Raw genomic sequence first — 18085 nt, forward strand, 5'->3', positions numbered from 1 at the left:
AATAAACAATATTTCTCTGCTCTATTTATACTAAAAATGCAATTCTATACCTCAAGGTCACTTCCACACTATTAAATTTTTATAATTTTTCGCATTACCTTCCAGCCATTCAACTGAAATTCTACAATATATATTCCAGAAGCTACTGATCCCAAGTCGATAGTTTTCACATATTCTACATTTGTCTTTTGCTCCTTTACACCTGCTACCTTTTGTCCAATAAAATTATACAGTGAAATTTCAACGTTACCTCTTATCGAATTGGATAATGCAAACTGCAATTGATCTTCAGTAGGATTAGGGCTGACAATCAGATTTCGTTCGATAGGATTGGGTTCTACTGCGGTAGGATTTCGTACAAAAACAGTAATAGAAGCTTCTGTATTACATAAATCTACACCTGTTCCCGTTACAGTATAAGTAGTTGTCTGTGTAGGATAAGCTACCACCTGTGCACCCAGTGAAGAACTCAATGTAGCAGCAGGTGTCCATGAAAATAAACCTGCGCCTCTGGCATTGAGCGTAACTGGCTGTCCTGCATCTATAAATAGGGTTGAAGCACCTACTTGTACTGAGGAGTTCATTCCTACCTCAGCACTTATAGCATGTGCCACATTAATACCTCTTGAGATAGAATAGGTTTGCCAGACACCCTGAGAATTACGTTCCCAGGCAGTGATCTGAGAGGACTGACCATTTTGATTGGAAACAACCGCTACAGAATCTTTCTTATCATAGTTCAATACTATACCTACAAAAAAAGGATAACCACCAACAGGTACGTTTCGGTCAAACGTAATCTTTGTTTCTCTATTTTGAGCCACATCCTGCAAAATAGTTCTCAGTGGTATGTCTTTCTGTTCAAGAATTTGCCCTGGACTACTTTGCAAACCACGTGCATTCCATACCACAACAGTCACTGTTGATTCGGTGGCAGATCCTTCAGCAGCATAGGCATAGCCAAAACGGATAGAGGTACCACTTACATTCTCATAGCCAAGATTATTGCCAAAATATTCAGCTTTCGCCTGATCCTTCCGGGAGTTATGCCCTGTTATGTAACCTGTTGCAGGAGAGGTTTCTTTCAGGACAGTAGCGGTGCCTTTAAAGTTTGTAATGGAATTGCACAAACCTGCTTCTAATACTTCAATATAATCTGTGCGAACTAATGGAGCAGAAGATCCTATAGAGTTTGTAGCCACCAGTGTCACATTAAACTTACCTGGAGTATCATATGTTACAACTGGGTTTTGAGAGGTTGAGGTAGATGGATTGCCACCTTCAAATGTCCATTGCCATTGAGTTGGCAGGTTAGCAGATAGATCTGTAAAGGTTACCTTACCACCACGTAATACTTGTTGTTTATCTACCCGGAAGTTAGGAATAGGAGCTTCTACAATGGCATTACCACATACATTAGATGAAATCAGTTCGCGTCTGCGTGGACTGATCTCCATCACAGCCAGCATTCTTGTTTTTTGTCCTCTTGTAAAGATATTCGAACAGGCATCGTCCGAATAATCCATATAGTTTTCTACCATATTGGTAGTACCACAAGAAACTCGTCCTTTTTGGCACCCGCGACTTTCTGACTGTTGAGTAGGTGTATCATCTACATAATCTGTAGCACAATTGCCATCCCCCCATATATGGCGTAAACCTAACCAGTGACCTGTTTCATGTGTAAGCGTACGACCCAGATCATAGGGAGCTTGCAGAACAGGAAAACTACCTTTGTCTTTAGACCCAAAGGCTGTATACTTAATTACTACCCCATCTGTACTTGCAGGACCACCATCTTCAGGCATACCACCTAATCCTGATTTGCTGGGAAACTGGGCATATCCCAGCAAATTTTGTGCGCTGCCTGTAAAATCAGCAACCCAGATATTATAATAACGATTAGGATCCCAAACGGTTAATGGTTTTACTTCGCCATCCATCTGTTCTTTGGTAAATGCAGCCCGGGAACCTTGTCGACGGTCAATACCTTTCTCTGCCATTGCTACTCCCTGAGGATTGAACGCGGCCAGACAAAACTCTATTTCGATATCTGCACCACGAGAGTCCGTATTAAATCCACGTGAACCTTCTTTCCGACGAAAGTCTTCATTCAGAACAGCTAACTGCGCCTGTACCTGAGCAGCACTGATATTACGTCCTTGTCCCACAGCTTCTCCATTATGGATAATATGAACTATAACAGGAATAGTAAGCACAGTAGCGGTAGTTCGTCCTGATTTTTGCCGTAACTCTATCTCTTTGATTTTTCCCTGCAACTCCATCTCAAAATCGATAAGGCTTCCAAGCTTAGGGTATTTCTTTCGTAACAGAGAGTCCATCTCCATCGTGGCACAACGGTCAATCGTATGTTGCCCCATAACAGGATAGATTAGCGAGACAACGAAAACACTGAGAAAGAATATTTTTAGTACTGGTTGTATCATAATGCACTGTCTTTATCCGTAAGTATTCTGTCAATTGTACCTGTCTTATTTAGCCACTTGTCTGTGCTGTAAAAATGAACCGATAACTGGCATCTATATCAAAGAAATAATATTCAACTGTCAAAGAAGTAGCAGTAAGTTCTTTAATTGTAAAAGGAACTGCAGTAGTACCTGTAAATATTGGTAATGGAAACTGTAGGGTTGCTGTTGCATTAATCACAGACCAATTCCCTGTTACATACACATCGGGATCACCTGAACTACATTTTGAAGCTCCTTCCTGTGCTTCAAAAGTCCTATCTCCATTTGCGTAAAACACATATAAATCATCTGCAATACAGGGATGAAAAAACTGATAAGCGCTACCTGTCTGTACAATTCCCTCATCTACAATCTGTATGGAAGTAAGTAACCATCCTTTACTGGTTTTACCAGTCAATAACTGAGAATAAGTATATGGTTCCGGTTCAATCTTTTCTGAGCAGGCAGAGCCACCTATAAGAAGGCCTCCCCAAACCAAGCAGGCTTTCCCTATTCTCCAAGCCCTCTTTTGTATAGATATATACATATATATTCAGCGTTAATTTTTTTGTGGAATGAAAGTCAAAGTTGGTAAAGCAACAACCGTATCTCTGTCCGGATTGGTAAGAGGGACCTTTAGTTGAATGTTTAATAGCAGATTTCCATTCTGAGGATTCCACGAACCTGTTCCACTCAACTCTATACTACTATTGAAATAGCTATTGTTCTGTGCAGGTATCTCTATTGAATTGTCTTTTTTGTCAATAAGGCGTAATGTAGGATGATCTGCATCAAATGAAAAAATATCGAAGTCTGTCCGGTTTGCCAATCCAATATTCCAGTTGGATAAAAGGAACTCGTTACAATCTGCACTGGTAACCTGAACATTTGGCACAGTAATCGTGGATGATCCTATCTTACGGGTACCAATATAATAACCACCTAAAATGCAATCATCTTCGATGGTATAGGTCATACGCCTACCTATATTGTTGTTTTTGCCAAAACCTACAATTAATGAGGTTGGGCTTACATCTGTCAGTGTAAATATAACAGTCTGTGATTCCAGCCGATCATTTGCATTATTAATCAAACGTAATTGAATCTCGCCAAAGCTTTGGTTTGCAGGTATCACTACAGTGCCTTTTGTTCCCAGTATTGTATAATCTATACCCTCACGAGCTGTGCCACCTATTAGGTATTTTACTGTGACAGCCTCATCTAACTGAGGACCTACATTGTGTATCTGAACTTTGATAACTTGTGGATAACTTTCCTTGATTGTAGCTACAGTATCTGTGAAACGTATATGATAAGGCCCTTGAAAAGTAATTTTATCAGCCTCACAGGAAAAGACAGAGCCTATCAAGCCTGCAATAAAAACGATCTGTATAACCTTTGTAAGTAGTAATTTCTTCATTTGCATTGTACTAAAAAATATAATTTCGGATCTGTGCTTGTTATCTATCAATATCCTGGATTCTGGCTTCCTCTCAGTGCGGGGTTACGTTGTATCTCTATTTGAGGAATAGGCCAGACATTATAGGTATCTTTCCAGTTTGAAGAGAATGTTGTCATCACAGCATTTGCTCTACCAGTACGAACCAGATCATACCACCGATGTCCTTCAAATGCCAGTTCATACAACCGTTCATTCTCTATTGCAGTCAGTATATCCGACTGATTGCCTGAAACAATGGTATTTGCTTTTGCACGAGTTCTAAGTACATTAATATCTGTTATAGCCCCATTTGCCCCTGTTAACTTTCCCTGACGTGCTCTGGCTTCTGCCCGAATCAAATACATTTCGGCCAATCTGAATAATACAATGTTGTTGTTATCCTCATCGGAAGTACCATATTTAGCAACAGAAAATCCATTATCATTACCTCGTTGATTCCGTACATCGAAACTTACAGTCAGATTACGCTCTCCAGATTCATTACTAAAAATCTTCAGAAGAAATGAATTGGCAGGAATCACCTCTCTCCTTCCAACAAAAATGTTATTCAAACCATAAGTAGAAGTACCTGGATCATCTGTTATGGTATATCCCACTTCCAGAATAGACTCACGGGTAAAATCCTGGGTAACTATTGTATTGAAATTAGGTTCAAGTAAATATTGTCCTGAATTAATAACCTGTGTAGCAAACTGTTCTGCCTGCACCCAATCACTCTGATATAAATAATATCTGGCAAGCATCGCTCTGGCAACATGTTTTGTAGCATACCCTACTCCTGTAGTGGCAGTGTCTGGTAGATTTTCTATGGCTTGAGTAATATCTTCCAGAGCAAACGCAAGTATTTCTTCTTTAGAAGAACGGCCAATATTACTATTTGCATCCACATCTGTAGTAGTTACCAGTGGAATACCTCCAAAAGTATTTGCGCCAATAAAATAGGCATATCCTCTTAAAAGACGAGCCTCTGCCAGCAAGTGATTCTTATCTGTAGTAGATACACCAGCTAGACCTGGTAAGCGTTCTTCTATAAAATTAGCGATGTATACCACATTATATACTCCTGCCCAAAATGTTGCAGCTGCACTATTAGTGGAAAGTATTTTTTTGTTACTTAACTCATTGTATACAGTAAATGTACCATTATGAATAGCCAGATCAGCTGTCAGATCACCTGCTACAACAGATAAGGCTGCTGTACCACGTAAAGCATTATACAACCCAATCCGCACCTGAGGCACATCATCTGGCGATGTTAGTACAATATCTGCAGAAAGAATATTATTAGGCTTGGGATTCAATAAGTCCTGACATCCGGTCAAAAACCAGCCTGTAAAGCATACTAGAAATATCTTTTGTATAGAGAGTTTCATTTACTGAATTCTTTTACTATTAGAAATTAAAAGCCAACCGTTATACCTGCCATAATAGTTTTTACCTGAGGAAAAGTAAAGAGATCTATTCCCTGAGCCGCAGTAGAACCGTCTAATGTACTTACTTCAGGATCAGCTCCTGTATAACGGGTAAGAGTAATCAGATTGGTTGCAGATAATAGAACACGAATTGATTGCACTTTGAATCGGGAAAGCCATTCCTTAGGCACATTGTATCCCAATGATATATTTTTCAACCGGAGATATGAACCATCTTCTACAAAACGACTACTCATATACGTATTAGGATTATCCTCTTCACTTCTGTCCGGATTGTATTGATAGCGGGGAATATCTGTTATATCACCTTCTTTACGCCATCTGCGTAAGGCAGCTTTGGACTGGTTGTTGAGAATATCCTGTCCGGAATTAAGTAGTGTTGTATTACTAAAATTGAGAATCTCATTTCCATACGAAAACTGGAAGAATACACTTAAATCCAGATTTTTCCAGGAGAAGGTATTAGTTATACCACCAATTAGCTTCGGCTGGGCATTGCCTATTACTTGAGCATCATCAGCAGAAATAGTTCCATCACCTGTATTATCTCTATAAATAGCATCACCCGTTGCCGGATCAACCCCTAAAAACTGCAATCCCCAAAATGTTCCCAGTGGTTCACCTACCTTAATTATATTCGTATTGGAAGACCCACTAGCTTCATAACCTCTGTAAAGAGGTAGGGAGTCAGCAAGAGATTCTACTCTGTTTTTATTATGGGAAATATTAAAATTAGTACGCCACTTAATAACTCTATCAACAATAACAGCATTAACAGATAACTCAATCCCTTTATTGGAAACCGAACCAATGTTTCCCTGAAATCCTCCAAATCCTGTAGTAGTAGGCAATGGAAATGTGTTTAATAACTTAGAAGTTAAGTTGCTGTATACATCCAACGTTACTCCCAAACGTCCACTCCATAAAGAAGTTTCTATTCCTACATTTATTTCGCGAGTCTTTTCCCATTGTAAATTATTATTTCCCAATGCAGAAGGAGATAACCCAGTTGCACCATTATAGTTAGATCCACCAAATTGCGTTAAGAACTGAAAATCTCCAATTCGTTCATTTCCTGTAAACCCATAACTAGCTTTTAACCGCAAGTCATCAAAGAATGTATATGCCTTCATAAAATCCTCAGAAGAGATACGCCAGGCTGCTGAAACAGATGGGAATACTCCATATCGTTTACCTCGCCCAAACCTTGAGGAACCATCATAACGGGCAGTTGCCCCAAATAAATATTTGTCTTTAAACTTATACTTTGCTTCTCCAAAAAAGGATACGAGTCCGTTGGAAACTAAAAATGAACCTCCATCATCAACAATCGCCCCCGCTCCGGAAATGTAGGTAAATTCATCCCGAGGATATAATCGCCCTTGTACAGAGGTAGTTCTCTCTGTACGTTGTAACAGTTCATTTCCCAACAAAAAGTCAAAACTATGTTTATCATTTTCACCTTTTGTAAAGGTATAGGTCAACAAGTTGCTATTATTTAATGTTATATATGTCCCACTCCCATATATACCATACCCCTTGCCTCCAACTGAAGGAAGGTAACCTCCAATAGCCGTTGTGGAAGGCTCAAACTGATCATCTGTTACTCCATTATAATCTGTACTTACCTTGGTACGAAACCGTAAATTTGGCAGGAATGCATATTCTGCGGTCAAACCAGCTACAATTTTGGTGGTAAATGTCTGAAAACGTGGCAATAGTGCTTGTCCCACAGGGTTAAAGTTAGGAAATCCGGGATATCCGGGGCTGTTCGGACCCAGCAATTGCCCTTGTTCATTATATGGGCTATAGTAGGGTAAACTTTTAATAGCTCCAGAATAAACGCCATCCAAAAAATTATCTCCCTTTACCCGATCATTACGTGTACGAGAGATCATCAGATTGTTTCCAAAGGATAATTTATCAGTAGCTTTATGATCTAAATTTAATGTACCAGAGAAACGGATGAATCTATTGTTTAACTGTACCCCTTCTTCATCCCGATAATTAATACTTGTATAGAAACGAGTACGTTCATTACCGCCTCTGGCACTAAGTTGATACTGCTGATAGATAGCTCTACGTAATACAGCGTCGACCCAATCTGTATTGGTAGCATCTGTCACCCCTGTAATTAACCCCAGCTGATCCGGATCGCCACCTCCGTTTATAACAGCCTCACGCTGTAATTCGAGAAGTTCTTTTGAATTCAGTAATTCAGGCTTTCTCACGACCTCAATAAACCCTCTTTGCACATCTCCTTCAATCGTAGTCCGACTATTGGATTTTCCTCTTTTTGTTGTCACTAATACTACACCATTTGCAGCCCGAGATCCATAAATCGCTTTAGCAGAAGCATCTTTCAAAATCTCGATGGATTCAATATCGTTGGTATTAATGGTGGAAAATGCATTGTCGTTCTGTCCACCAAAGTCTCTCAATCCCAATGCACCATCTTCAACAGGAATACCATCTACAATAAACAAAGGTCTATTGGAAGCTGAAATAGAAGTACTTCCTCTAACCCTAACTGAGATTCCTCCGCCTGGTGTTCCTGAAGATTGAGTAACTTGTACACCAGCTACCTGTCCTTGTAAAGCCTGATCCATTCCCATTACTGGAATATCCTTAAACCTATCACTCGTTATAGTTGCAATAGAGCCACGAATATCCCGCCTTTGTTCTGTCTTATACCCTGTTACTACTACCTGAGTCAGCTCTGTCACATTGGGCTCCATCTGTACATTTATGGTAGCTCGGTTACCAATAGGAACCTCCATTGTTTGTCGACCAATAAAGCTGAAAACAAGCAGCGCCTTTTCGGGTACGTTTGAAATCGAGTAATTGCCACTGACATCTGTAAGAGTTCCATTGGTAGTTCCTTTTACAGATACAGAAACTCCAGGCATTACCTCATTGTCTTCAGACTGTGTTACCTTACCAGTTATCGTGCGGGTCTGCTGGGCAGAAAGCTCACAAAGGAGTAATACAGAAACAAAAAATGATAAACCAAATCGTAAAACTATAGTCATGCAATAATCATTATGAATGTGGTCAGGCAGATACTATTTCTAAAGAATATTCTTACTAAAGGTACACTAGATCTCTGCTTATCTATTTTCCGGATTTTCTATAATCCATATGTAAACCAACAGATAGTATGCAAATACCCTGTCTATTGCTAGTTTTGACCGTACAAACAGATTCTTTTTTAGAAAACAAGCAGATGAAGAGAAGACTTGTACCAAGGTACTATTTTTTACAAAAAAAACACAGCACGTTGTTATAAAACATTAAAATTATCCTGTTTTATTATTTTTTCGTTATTGCATTTCCTTTTTTTGTATATTCGTTGTCAATGCATAAACTGAGCATATGCTATTTAGCCGAGCCCGAACTATCCCGTTTCAACTACGCCTGTTACAGGCAGATGATGCCAGTCAGCTCTTTTATACTATCCATACGAACCGCGCCTATCTGAGACAATGGCTCCCATGGGTCGACGGAACGTTGAATGTAGATGATTCTCTCGCATTTATTGAAGACACGATTGCGCAATATAAACAAGGAGAGTGTGTCGTAGCTGCAATCTGGTGCGAAAACAGGATTGTGGGATGCATTGGTTTGAATAATATACAAACATTCCATCAAAAAGCTGAGATAGGCTATTGGCTTGCCCGTAACTATCAGGAAAAAGGAATTATTACTCGAGCTTGTCGGCAAATGATCAATTATGCGTTTGATGAACTGAAACTTAACCGGGTTGAAATCCTTGTCGCTGAAAAGAATCGGCGTAGTCGCTCAGTAGCCGAACGACTTGGCTTTGAAGAAGAAGGTTTATTACGAAACTATTATCGGCATCGTCAGGAATTTGTAGATGTAGTAATCTATGGCATGTTGAAAAAGTACTGGAAATCAAGTTAGTTTTTTTTATCTGTTAACTTTTTGACTGTTACATCTGAGCTCTTTGTAGTTAGTCCATCAAATAAAAATAAACCATACAGCCATACCCAGGCATTGACAACTCCTCCTACTCCCATCAGTATATATGTGCCACTATGAAACAAAACACCTACTGGTAAGACTACCCAACGGGCAGTAGGAAAGAAAACGATAAGAATAAAACTTAACTGAAAGAGCAAAGCCATTGCCGGTAAAACTATACAGAGCCAATCATACCTGGCAATCCACATTCCAGTGAGTGTTGGATGTAAATACAAGTAGTTTTGAAACGTTTCGGGGGCCAGCCATTCAATCCCACCTACCAAAAGTTTTTCCAAACCAGCCTGAAGATATACTACCCCTATTACCATCCGGATCAATGGCAAAGCCCATTGTGTATAGGAATGTTTGGCTTGTATAATCAAAAGTGGCATAAGCCACAACACATACGTCAGAGGTGCAAATGCATGATCCAGTTTCTCAAAGCTGTAAAGCCACCCCTGCAATAAGGTAAATACTATTGCTACTACAATTGCGCATATACTACTCTGAAAACGAAACAACATTCCAAGACAGCTAATTAATAATACTCCATACCAGATACCTATCCATACAGGAGAAGGGAATGAGAGGTGCAATAATCTCAGTAGCAATAAAGGCTTATATAGTACCTGCGCCTCATAAAGATGAGTTAGAACGATATACCAGTCATAGGTAAAATAGATGACACAGGTATATACAATCCATGTGTATAGCTGAATATTCTTCTGCGAAATTCGTACCTGCCACAGTTCATCTAACCAGGTTATACCAGATTTCCAATAGTTTCTAGCAAACCAAGTAAATACCAGGAAGCAAGTAATCAATCCCAAACGGATAATGATCTGATCGGCATGTCCAAGAAAAAAAGAAAGCTCAAAACGATGTTTTTCTATTGGAAACCGGGGATACAGACTATTTATCAGTAGATTGAACCAATCAGGCGCCCTACCATAAAAGCTTTGCACTACCAGATTGCGTATCCATAGTATATAGACCAAAGTTGTGACCACCCAGATGCTACTCCATCCTATTACTAACTTTTTATTCATGTAAACTGGGTTTAAAAGAAGCCACAACAGTGGTATCTACCTCGTGGTGAGCCACCTCACTTACCATACGCAGCAACTGCCACTCAACAATTGTATCCGCATGCGGGGTAATGCAATAAATACGTCTCAATAGTGTATCTGCTTCATGACGATAGTAATAATTACGCATCAGGTATGCCAGACTACCCAACCTCGTTTCTTCAGGAGATAGTATATATGTTTTATCTGCATTACTGATTATTCGCAGGGCAAAAGACTCTGTTTGTATCTCACGACGTACAGGTTCTGCAAACATTCCAAACCGGAACAAAGGATAAAGATCTGTTTGAAAAACAAAAGGTATCCATACTAGTAGCAACACAGCGGGTATGACAATCTTCCCTGTTTTCATAATGCATGATAAGTGATGCGCCAAAGTTGAAAAAAAATGTTCATCTTCGCTAGTTATGAAAACAACTTCAGGCAAAATCCGGATCATGCAGATTATAGGTAGTCTGCTCATACGATCAGGATTCATACTAATTATTGTACTACTCTTGGTAGTAAGTTGCCTGTTAGTTAGTTATTCTTATTCTGACATTATCCAATGGATTACTCAAACTTATATACCTACGGATAAGCTGGACAAATTTCAGCATTCTATCCTGACTCCATCCAGATTTGTGCTGGTACGCTATCTCTCTGTGATGGCAACACTTGTTTTAGCTCTATGTACTTACTTAATCTGGAAAAAAATACCACCAGCTATACAACTAACAACTGAATGGGCACTATATCTCTATAGATTAATACAAAAGACATATTATAAGACAACTAGTATAGAACGAGTATGTTTACTGAGCTTAGCTCTACTAATTTGTATCTGTAGAATATACTTTCTCACTAAACTCCCACTACATGTAGACGAACGGTTTACCTATCTGTACTTTGTAAGTAAAGGATGGATTGTTTCGGCTATATACTATCCAGGTCCCAACAATCATATTCTGTTCTCTTTACTTTGCACAATATTCAATTTTTTTCTCCAAAGTCCGTTGTGGGTATTACGCCTTCCAGCATTACTATCTGGTGCATTAGCACTTTTTGGGATTTGGGTTCTTATACGTCATTATTTTTCAGCATTCATTGCTATCGGTTCAGTAAGCTTACTGGCTTTCTCACCACAAGTTTTTGGATATAGCATTCAGGGGCGTGGATATAGCCTGCTGCTTTGCTGGATAATACTGGCGACAGGTTGTCTACTTTCAATTCTGTCTGCAAAAAAGATAAGTAGTATTACTTCGTTTCTATTTGTTATCAGCTGTTTTCTAGGATTTTATACTATCCCGATTTTTCTCTATCCATTCGCCGGCCTGAGTTTATATCTGATGCTTTTCTTTCTGACACAAAAAAATATGCATCAACTTATTCGTCTTCTTTGGATGGAAATCTGTGTTGGTATATTAGTAGCTTTAGTGTACCTCCCTGTAACATTGCTCAATGGTTGGGGTGCGGTTACAGCAAATACCTGGACAACCCAGTTGGAATGGCCTACATTTTTGGAGGGTTTACGTACTACCCTTACTGACTTAGCAGACTTTATGTGGAATAGTATTCCTTATTCTACCTGGTTTACGCTGATTATCAGTACAGGCAGTATACTTCTGATCTTAACTCGCCAGATTACTGGTTTCCAGAAACACTGGCTGCAACTGTATCTTCTTACACTATGGATCATCATTCCCATTATGGTTTTACAAAGAGTATTACCTTATGGTCGTATTATGATCTATATCCTGCCTCTGCAATGGCCTGCCATAGCAATCTTAGGACAGCATGTATTTTCTTATTTCCAGTATTATCGTGTTTTTATAATAGGTGGGCTTATAGTATATGCCTTATCATGCATTGACACCTTTCAGCAATTAACGACGCCAGAAGGCAAAGGAATATATAACAGCCTGGACAATGTCAGTCACTGGCTATACGATCATCAGGCAGATGGAGTATTTGTACAATATTATGAATATGGATTGTGTATTTTGTTTCAATATGAAACGAATCACCGAACAATTCAGTTAGATATTGGCGCAGATCGGTTTTCCACGAAAAAAAAATATAATTTTGTCGTGGTTCACAAGGATCATCTATTTCCGGCATCTTTATCAATGTCTTCATATCAGATTGTATACAAAGACACGGATGCCACCATTTATCAATACAAACATTGAAAATGGATTTCAGAATCTTTACTTTTATTAGTTAATTTATGGAAAACCCGGTTATTATTTTTGGTGCAAAAGGTCTGGGACGTGTAGCATTGGATATTTTTCAGAGTAATGAAGTGGTAGTATATGGATTTCTGGACGATGACAAACAGTTACACAATACAGAAATTATGGATATCTCTGTACTTGGAGATACAGATGATGATGGCTTTCTGAAGCTGATTGGCAAAAAATGTGAAGCATTTATAGCGACAGACGACAATAAATTACGAAAGCATCTGGTGGAAGTACTACTGGAGAGACGTAAAACAATGCCTGTTAATGCTATTCACAAACAAGCCTATATTGCCCCTTCTGCATCAATCAGTCATGGAAATTTAATCAGTGCAGGTGTAATCATCAATTCAGCTGCCAGCGTAGGCAGCCATTGCATTTTACATGCTAATACCGTAGTTGACTATGAAGCTACACTTGGTGATCTGGTACAGATAGGCACAGGTAGTATTATTGGCAGTGGTGTAACTATTGAAAGTGGTGCATTTATAGGAAGTGGCGTTACTATTGTTTCAGGAATTACCATAGGCAAAAATGCCCGAATTGGCGCGGGATCTGTAGTTATTGAGAATGTTAAAGCAGGAGCAACCGTATTTGGTAACCCGGCAAAGGTTATCGAAAGATAAATGAATGATGGCTTGATGGATGCAAGTTTTCTTGTACTACTATTCTGCCATTATTCTATTCATAAATCACTCAGAAAATGAAACTCAAAAACTTCAATCTTACTTTCGGAAGTCAACTATTCAAAACTTTCAGTGACGAATCCCGGGTACGCATTTTATTTCTTCTTTATAAAAACAAAGAAATGTGCATATCTGATCTGGAACAAATTCTGGACTTTACACAGGCTAAAACATCCCGTCATGTGTTATACCTGAAAAATTCCGGACTATTGAGTTTCAAGAAAATGGATCAATGGGTATACTATTATCTGAAAGATGAGTTTACTGAGATTGTAGGACAGTTGTTTCAGTATATGAGCAAAGATACCACTTTGCAAAACGACTATGAGACTTTTCAGGTGCTGTATTCTAATCGTGAGTTAGCGATTAACAAACTTCATCAGGATCGGCAACGAATGAAAGAGTTTCGTTTACGTGGGAAAGAATAATCAACCAATTTATTACTTATCTATACCAACAATTTATCATGAAATTTAAGAAGCACGTATTTATCTGCACAAATCAGAAAGAAGCACCTAAGAAGTCGTGTGGAGAAGCAAACGGGATGGCTTTGGTAGAAGAATTTAAAAAAGAATTGAAAGAAAGAGGTCTTCAGATCGAAATCAGAGCACAGCGTGCAGGCTGCCTGGATGCCTGTGCATTTGGCCCAAGTCTGGTTGTATATCCGGAAGGCATCTATTATGGCAATGTACAGCTGACAGACGTAAAAGAAATTGTTGAGGAACATCTGGTAGCAGACCGCCCTGTTCAACGATTGGTTCTGCCCTTTTAAAGAAAGCAATTGCTTTATACATAAACTGTCTATCCGAAATCTCTCTTCCGGATAGACAGTTTTTAGCTTTACTCATCAAGCCTGCTTATCTACCAAACTTATTTTGGCTATCATAAGCCAATCCAAGCCCTACACTGGATAATTTGTTTTCATCAGCTATGGCAGCATTTGGGAACAATAGCTTAAATTCCTGTTGCACTAATGGCACTTCTGTAGTTCCACCAGTAAGTATAACCAGATCAATATCTTCCCGCTTCACTCCTGCTTCCTGGACGCATTGTCTGGCAGAATCAGAAATCTTCTCTACCTCTTCCCGTATAGCATCTTCGAATAATTTCCGTTTGATCTGAATAGAAAAGCTGTTCTCAATAAAGTCAAAAGAGGCATTATATTCTGCCTGCTCGGTTAAGGCAATCTTTGTATCTTCAACACTTGCCAATAATGCATGTCCACTCTCCTGCTCTAACACACGCAACAATCTGCCAAACCGTGTCTTGTCATGTGACTGAAACAACATTTGACGTGTTTGCACTACCATCTTGGTCGTATATAGAAAGTTAATTTTACTCCATTCCGAAAGATCAAAATAGGGTTTTAAAGGCACTTCCAGCCTTTTATCGCCATAGGTAGTTTTATAGCCCAGCTCTGGCATTACAGCAGCCAAACTCAAATCCTTATCAAAATCGTTTCCGCCAATCCGAACACCAGTATTTGCCAGTATATCTGAAGTTCGGTCTGTTTTATGTACATACTGGTTAGACAAACGAATTACTGTAAAATCTGAAGTACCTCCACCCAGATCTACTACAATAGCCAGCTTTTCACCTGATAGCTTGACTTCATGTGCAAATGCAGCCGCAATAGGTTCAAACTGAAAATCTATATGTGCAAACCCTACACTACGAGCCACCTCACGTAATTCGGCCTCTGCTCGTTTATCAGCCTCTGGATCATTGTCAACAAAGTGTACAGGGCGTCCCATAACTACATGCTCTATTCCCTGACCTGCCATACTTTCTGCTTTGGCCTTCAGATTAATCAGGAACTCTGCTATGATCTTTTCAAACTTCATCGGACGACCATTGATGATTGTTCCTTGTTTCATCACAGATGTACCCAGCACACGTTTCAAACTACGCATAAAGCGTCCTTCTTTCCGTTCAAAGAACATGCTAATGGCCGCTTTGCCATAATGAGGTATATTCTCTTTATAAGGATAAAAGATTGCACTGGGAATGGTTACAGACGTTCCTTCTATAGGAACCAAACTGATATTTCCATTATTAGCAACAGCGATACTTGAATTGGATGTTCCAAAATCAATTCCACAGGATATATTTGTCATAGTAGGAGGTTTTAGCAATCTCAGAGAAAACATGTAGATCTGTGGAGTAGTATAAAGACGATGATACCACTATAAATATGAACTCCATATTTATAGTGGTACATGTATTTCAAACTATACCTAATCAAATCTTACCCTTATTTGCAGTAAGTTAACTCAGTAACTTATATTTCAGAGAAACTTGTTCAGTCGAATCCGCTATGCTTTGCAAAAAGGGGGGGCAAAAATAAGAAATATAAATTTATTTTCCTGTATCCATGCCCTATTTTCATTGAATGTGGAGAGAGTGTACACTGAAAAGTAGGCTCAAACTACTTTTTACCAGAACATTTCCTGACTATCTATTTCACCTTCCACTAAGGGTACCAACTGAAGTTGCTTCATTACATCGTATTGCTCTTTACTCATTAGCCCAATACAAGTCCAGTCGCTGACATGAAATTGAGAGAATCGCAACGAACAGGTTGTACGTTCACAGAGAAACAGATTTAGCTTATCACACAATTGATCATCCGAATAGTGGGTATCCTCTTTTTCATAAATAAGTTCCTCTCCATCTATGAGCAGATAGATAAAAGGACCATCATAAGATAGAACCTGAAAATCAAGATCAGGCTTGCAGAAAGTCGAAAATTCGTGAAACACACTTACATAGCTTTCTGTATCGTAGAAAGATTTATAATCCAGAAAACAATAAAACTCTCTTTTTAACAAGCACTTTGCCCAAGTCATATTCTTAAGACTGGTATCCTTAAAAGGCTCATACCATTCCTGTCCCTGAAAATCTTTTTCAAATAACATAGTTGTGAAAAGTCCTGTTTATAAAATAACACTTTGAATCTATATAAACGAAATACGGAAAAGGTAAACGCACTGAATCAAATTACCATTTTATCAGCCGCTTAGGGTAATGACAAAATAAAACCCTCTGCCTTGTGATTAAGACAGAGGGTTTCTATATGTAGTAGAATACTACAGTTTATTTTACAGCTTTTCGCTCAATTTCACGTAAATTTTCCATTTTCTTATTTCTCAGGAAGCCATTAATATCTTCAAAGTGTTCCTTAATACGTTTATTACCAAACTCAAATACTTTATCAGCCAAACCATCCAGGAAGTCACGGTCATGCGATACCAGAATCAATGTACCATCAAAAGCCTTGAGTGCATCTTTCAGAATATCTTTTGTTTTGATATCCAGGTGGTTGGTAGGTTCATCAAGGATCAAAAGGTTTACAGGCTGTAACAACAGCTTAATCATAGCCAAACGCGTTCTTTCCCCTCCGGATAGTACCTTTACCTTCTTATCTATAGTTTCCCCACTGAACATAAAAGCTCCCAGAATATCTTTGATTTTTGTACGAATCTCTCCTACTGCAATCTGGTCAATAGTCTGAAAAACAGTTAGTTCACTATCCAGCTTGGAAGCCTGATCCTGTGCAAAGTATCCAATCATACTATTATGTCCTACCTGAAGTTTTCCTTCAAAATCAATTTCTCCCATGATTGCCTTCACCAGTGTAGATTTCCCTTCACCATTCCGACCTACAAATGCTACTTTCTGCCCACGTTCGATAGTTACAGAAGCATCCGCAAATACCACATGATCTCCATAGCGCTTGGTTAATCCTTCTACCACAACAGGATAGTTACCTGAACGAGGGGCTGGAGGAAACTTCAGATTCAAATGTGAAGTATCCACTTCATCCACTTCAATGATCTCAATCTTTTCCAGCATCTTCACACGAGATTGTACCTGAAGTGTTTTGGAATAGGTTCCTTTGAACCGATCTATGAATTCCTGAATCTCAGCAATCTGCTTCTGCTGATCATCATATTGTTTTTGCTGCTGTTCGCGACGTTCTTTCCGCAACTGAAGATAATGAGAGTATGTCGCTTTGTAATCATATATGCGTCCCATAGTTACCTCTATGGTCCGGTTTGTGATATTGTCAACAAACGTTTTATCGTGGGATATCACAATTACAGCTTTGGCATTATTTACCAGAAATTCCTCCAGCCACTGAATAGATTCAATATCCATGTGGTTAGTAGGCTCATCCAACAGAATCAGATCCGGTTTTTGCAACAAAATCTTAGCAAGCTCGATCCGCATACGCCACCCACCACTAAACTCATTGGTAGGACGGGTAAAATCACTACGTTGAAAGCCTAATCCCATCAACGTCTTTTCTACTTCTGCATCAAAATTGCTATCTTCTATCGAATAGTATTTCTCACTAAGTTCAGATACCTGTTCTATGATCTTGGCATATTCATCTGATTCATAATCCGTGCGTGTCTCCAATGCCAGATTCAACTCATCCATCTGCTTTTTCATTTCCAGTATTTTTCCGAAAGCTTTGGAGGCTTCTTCAAATACAGTACAATTGTCTTCTGTTAACAAATGTTGAGGCAGATAGGCAATTACGGCATCTTTGGGAGCAGATATTTTTCCGCGTGTGGGTTTATTTACACCAGCGATAATTTTCAATAAGGTTGATTTTCCTGCACCGTTTTTACCCATTAAGGCAATCCGGTCATTCTCATTAATATTAAAGGTAATGTTGCTAAAAAGAGCGGCACCGTTAAACTCTACTGTAATCGAATCAACTGAGATCATGA

General features: G+C 39.0%; 15 protein-coding genes. 5 read left to right on the plus strand and 10 right to left on the minus strand.

The genetic code is table 11. From position 1 onward, the window contains the following. Window positions 1-71: 71 nt before the first annotated feature. Genes QNI22_RS21720 through QNI22_RS21740 form a run of 5 tightly spaced genes read right to left on the minus strand, consistent with a single transcriptional unit; the run spans window position 72 to window position 8395 of the window. Window positions 72-2447 (minus strand): M43 family zinc metalloprotease, encoded by a 2376-nt coding sequence (locus QNI22_RS21720; protein WP_314513943.1) that lies wholly within the window; start codon window positions 2445-2447, stop codon window positions 72-74. 49 nt (window positions 2448-2496) lie between these two features. After that, window positions 2497-3015 carry a hypothetical protein gene (locus QNI22_RS21725; protein WP_314513945.1) on the minus strand — a complete coding sequence of 173 codons (519 nt, stop codon included), beginning with the start codon at window positions 3013-3015 and terminating at the stop codon, window positions 2497-2499. 12 nt (window positions 3016-3027) lie between these two features. Then, window positions 3028-3888, minus strand: coding sequence for a hypothetical protein (locus tag QNI22_RS21730; RefSeq protein ID WP_314513947.1), 861 nt, complete (start codon window positions 3886-3888; stop codon window positions 3028-3030). Between the two features lie 47 nt (window positions 3889-3935). Next, entirely contained in the window at window positions 3936-5303 is a 1368-nt protein-coding gene (locus tag QNI22_RS21735; RefSeq protein ID WP_314513949.1) for a RagB/SusD family nutrient uptake outer membrane protein, read from the minus strand. 26 nt (window positions 5304-5329) lie between these two features. Then, on the minus strand, window positions 5330-8395 hold the full coding sequence (locus tag QNI22_RS21740; protein ID WP_314513951.1) for a SusC/RagA family TonB-linked outer membrane protein: 3066 nt from the start codon (window positions 8393-8395) through the stop codon (window positions 5330-5332). A gap of 343 nt (window positions 8396-8738) precedes the next feature. Between QNI22_RS21740 and QNI22_RS21745 the strand changes: the two genes are divergently transcribed. Continuing rightward, window positions 8739-9287 carry a GNAT family N-acetyltransferase gene (locus tag QNI22_RS21745; protein WP_314513954.1) on the plus strand — a complete coding sequence of 183 codons (549 nt, stop codon included), beginning with the start codon at window positions 8739-8741 and terminating at the stop codon, window positions 9285-9287. On the opposite strand, the gene QNI22_RS21750 is transcribed toward QNI22_RS21745, so the two are convergent. Then, window positions 9284-10396 (minus strand): hypothetical protein, encoded by a 1113-nt coding sequence (locus QNI22_RS21750; RefSeq protein WP_314513956.1) that lies wholly within the window; start codon window positions 10394-10396, stop codon window positions 9284-9286. The genes QNI22_RS21745 and QNI22_RS21750 overlap by 4 nt on opposite strands. Next, window positions 10389-10787: a hypothetical protein gene (locus QNI22_RS21755; RefSeq protein WP_314513959.1), complete on the minus strand. Its 399-nt coding sequence runs from the start codon at window positions 10785-10787 to the stop codon at window positions 10389-10391. The genes QNI22_RS21750 and QNI22_RS21755 overlap by 8 nt, the downstream gene beginning before the upstream one ends. A 55-nt stretch (window positions 10788-10842) precedes the next feature. On the opposite strand from QNI22_RS21755, the gene QNI22_RS21760 reads away from it, so the two are divergent. The 4 genes from QNI22_RS21760 to QNI22_RS21775 all read left to right on the plus strand — a co-directional run bounded on the left by QNI22_RS21760 (window position 10843) and on the right by QNI22_RS21775 (window position 14115). Then, the gene (locus tag QNI22_RS21760; RefSeq protein WP_314513960.1) at window positions 10843-12606 is read left to right on the plus strand and encodes a hypothetical protein; all 1764 of its coding nucleotides are present in this window, start codon (window positions 10843-10845) and stop codon (window positions 12604-12606) included. Between the two features lie 38 nt (window positions 12607-12644). Beyond that, entirely contained in the window at window positions 12645-13283 is a 639-nt protein-coding gene (locus QNI22_RS21765; RefSeq protein ID WP_314513961.1) for an acetyltransferase, read from the plus strand. Between the two features lie 77 nt (window positions 13284-13360). Further along, on the plus strand, window positions 13361-13771 hold the full coding sequence (locus tag QNI22_RS21770) for an ArsR/SmtB family transcription factor (RefSeq protein ID WP_313985642.1): 411 nt from the start codon (window positions 13361-13363) through the stop codon (window positions 13769-13771). A gap of 38 nt (window positions 13772-13809) precedes the next feature. Continuing rightward, window positions 13810-14115 (plus strand): (2Fe-2S) ferredoxin domain-containing protein, encoded by a 306-nt coding sequence (locus QNI22_RS21775; protein ID WP_313998835.1) that lies wholly within the window; start codon window positions 13810-13812, stop codon window positions 14113-14115. Window positions 14116-14200: 85 nt separating this feature from the next. Here the strand turns inward: QNI22_RS21775 and QNI22_RS21780 are convergent, their stop codons facing one another. The 3 genes from QNI22_RS21780 to QNI22_RS21790 form a co-directional block, all read right to left on the minus strand. Further along, a complete protein-coding gene (locus QNI22_RS21780; protein ID WP_314513962.1) occupies window positions 14201-15460 on the minus strand; it encodes an Hsp70 family protein in 1260 nt (419 codons plus the stop codon). Window positions 15461-15778: 318 nt separating this feature from the next. Further along, window positions 15779-16261, minus strand: a complete 483-nt coding sequence (locus QNI22_RS21785; RefSeq protein WP_314513963.1) for a hypothetical protein — start codon at window positions 16259-16261, stop codon at window positions 15779-15781. A 178-nt stretch (window positions 16262-16439) separates the two neighbouring features. After that, window positions 16440-18083: an ABC-F family ATP-binding cassette domain-containing protein gene (locus QNI22_RS21790; RefSeq protein ID WP_314513964.1), complete on the minus strand. Its 1644-nt coding sequence runs from the start codon at window positions 18081-18083 to the stop codon at window positions 16440-16442. Between the last annotated feature and the right edge of the window lie 2 nt (window positions 18084-18085).

Origin of the sequence: Xanthocytophaga agilis (genome assembly GCF_030068605.1) — a bacterium.
Classification (GTDB): Bacteria; Bacteroidota; Bacteroidia; order Cytophagales; family 172606-1; genus Xanthocytophaga; species Xanthocytophaga agilis.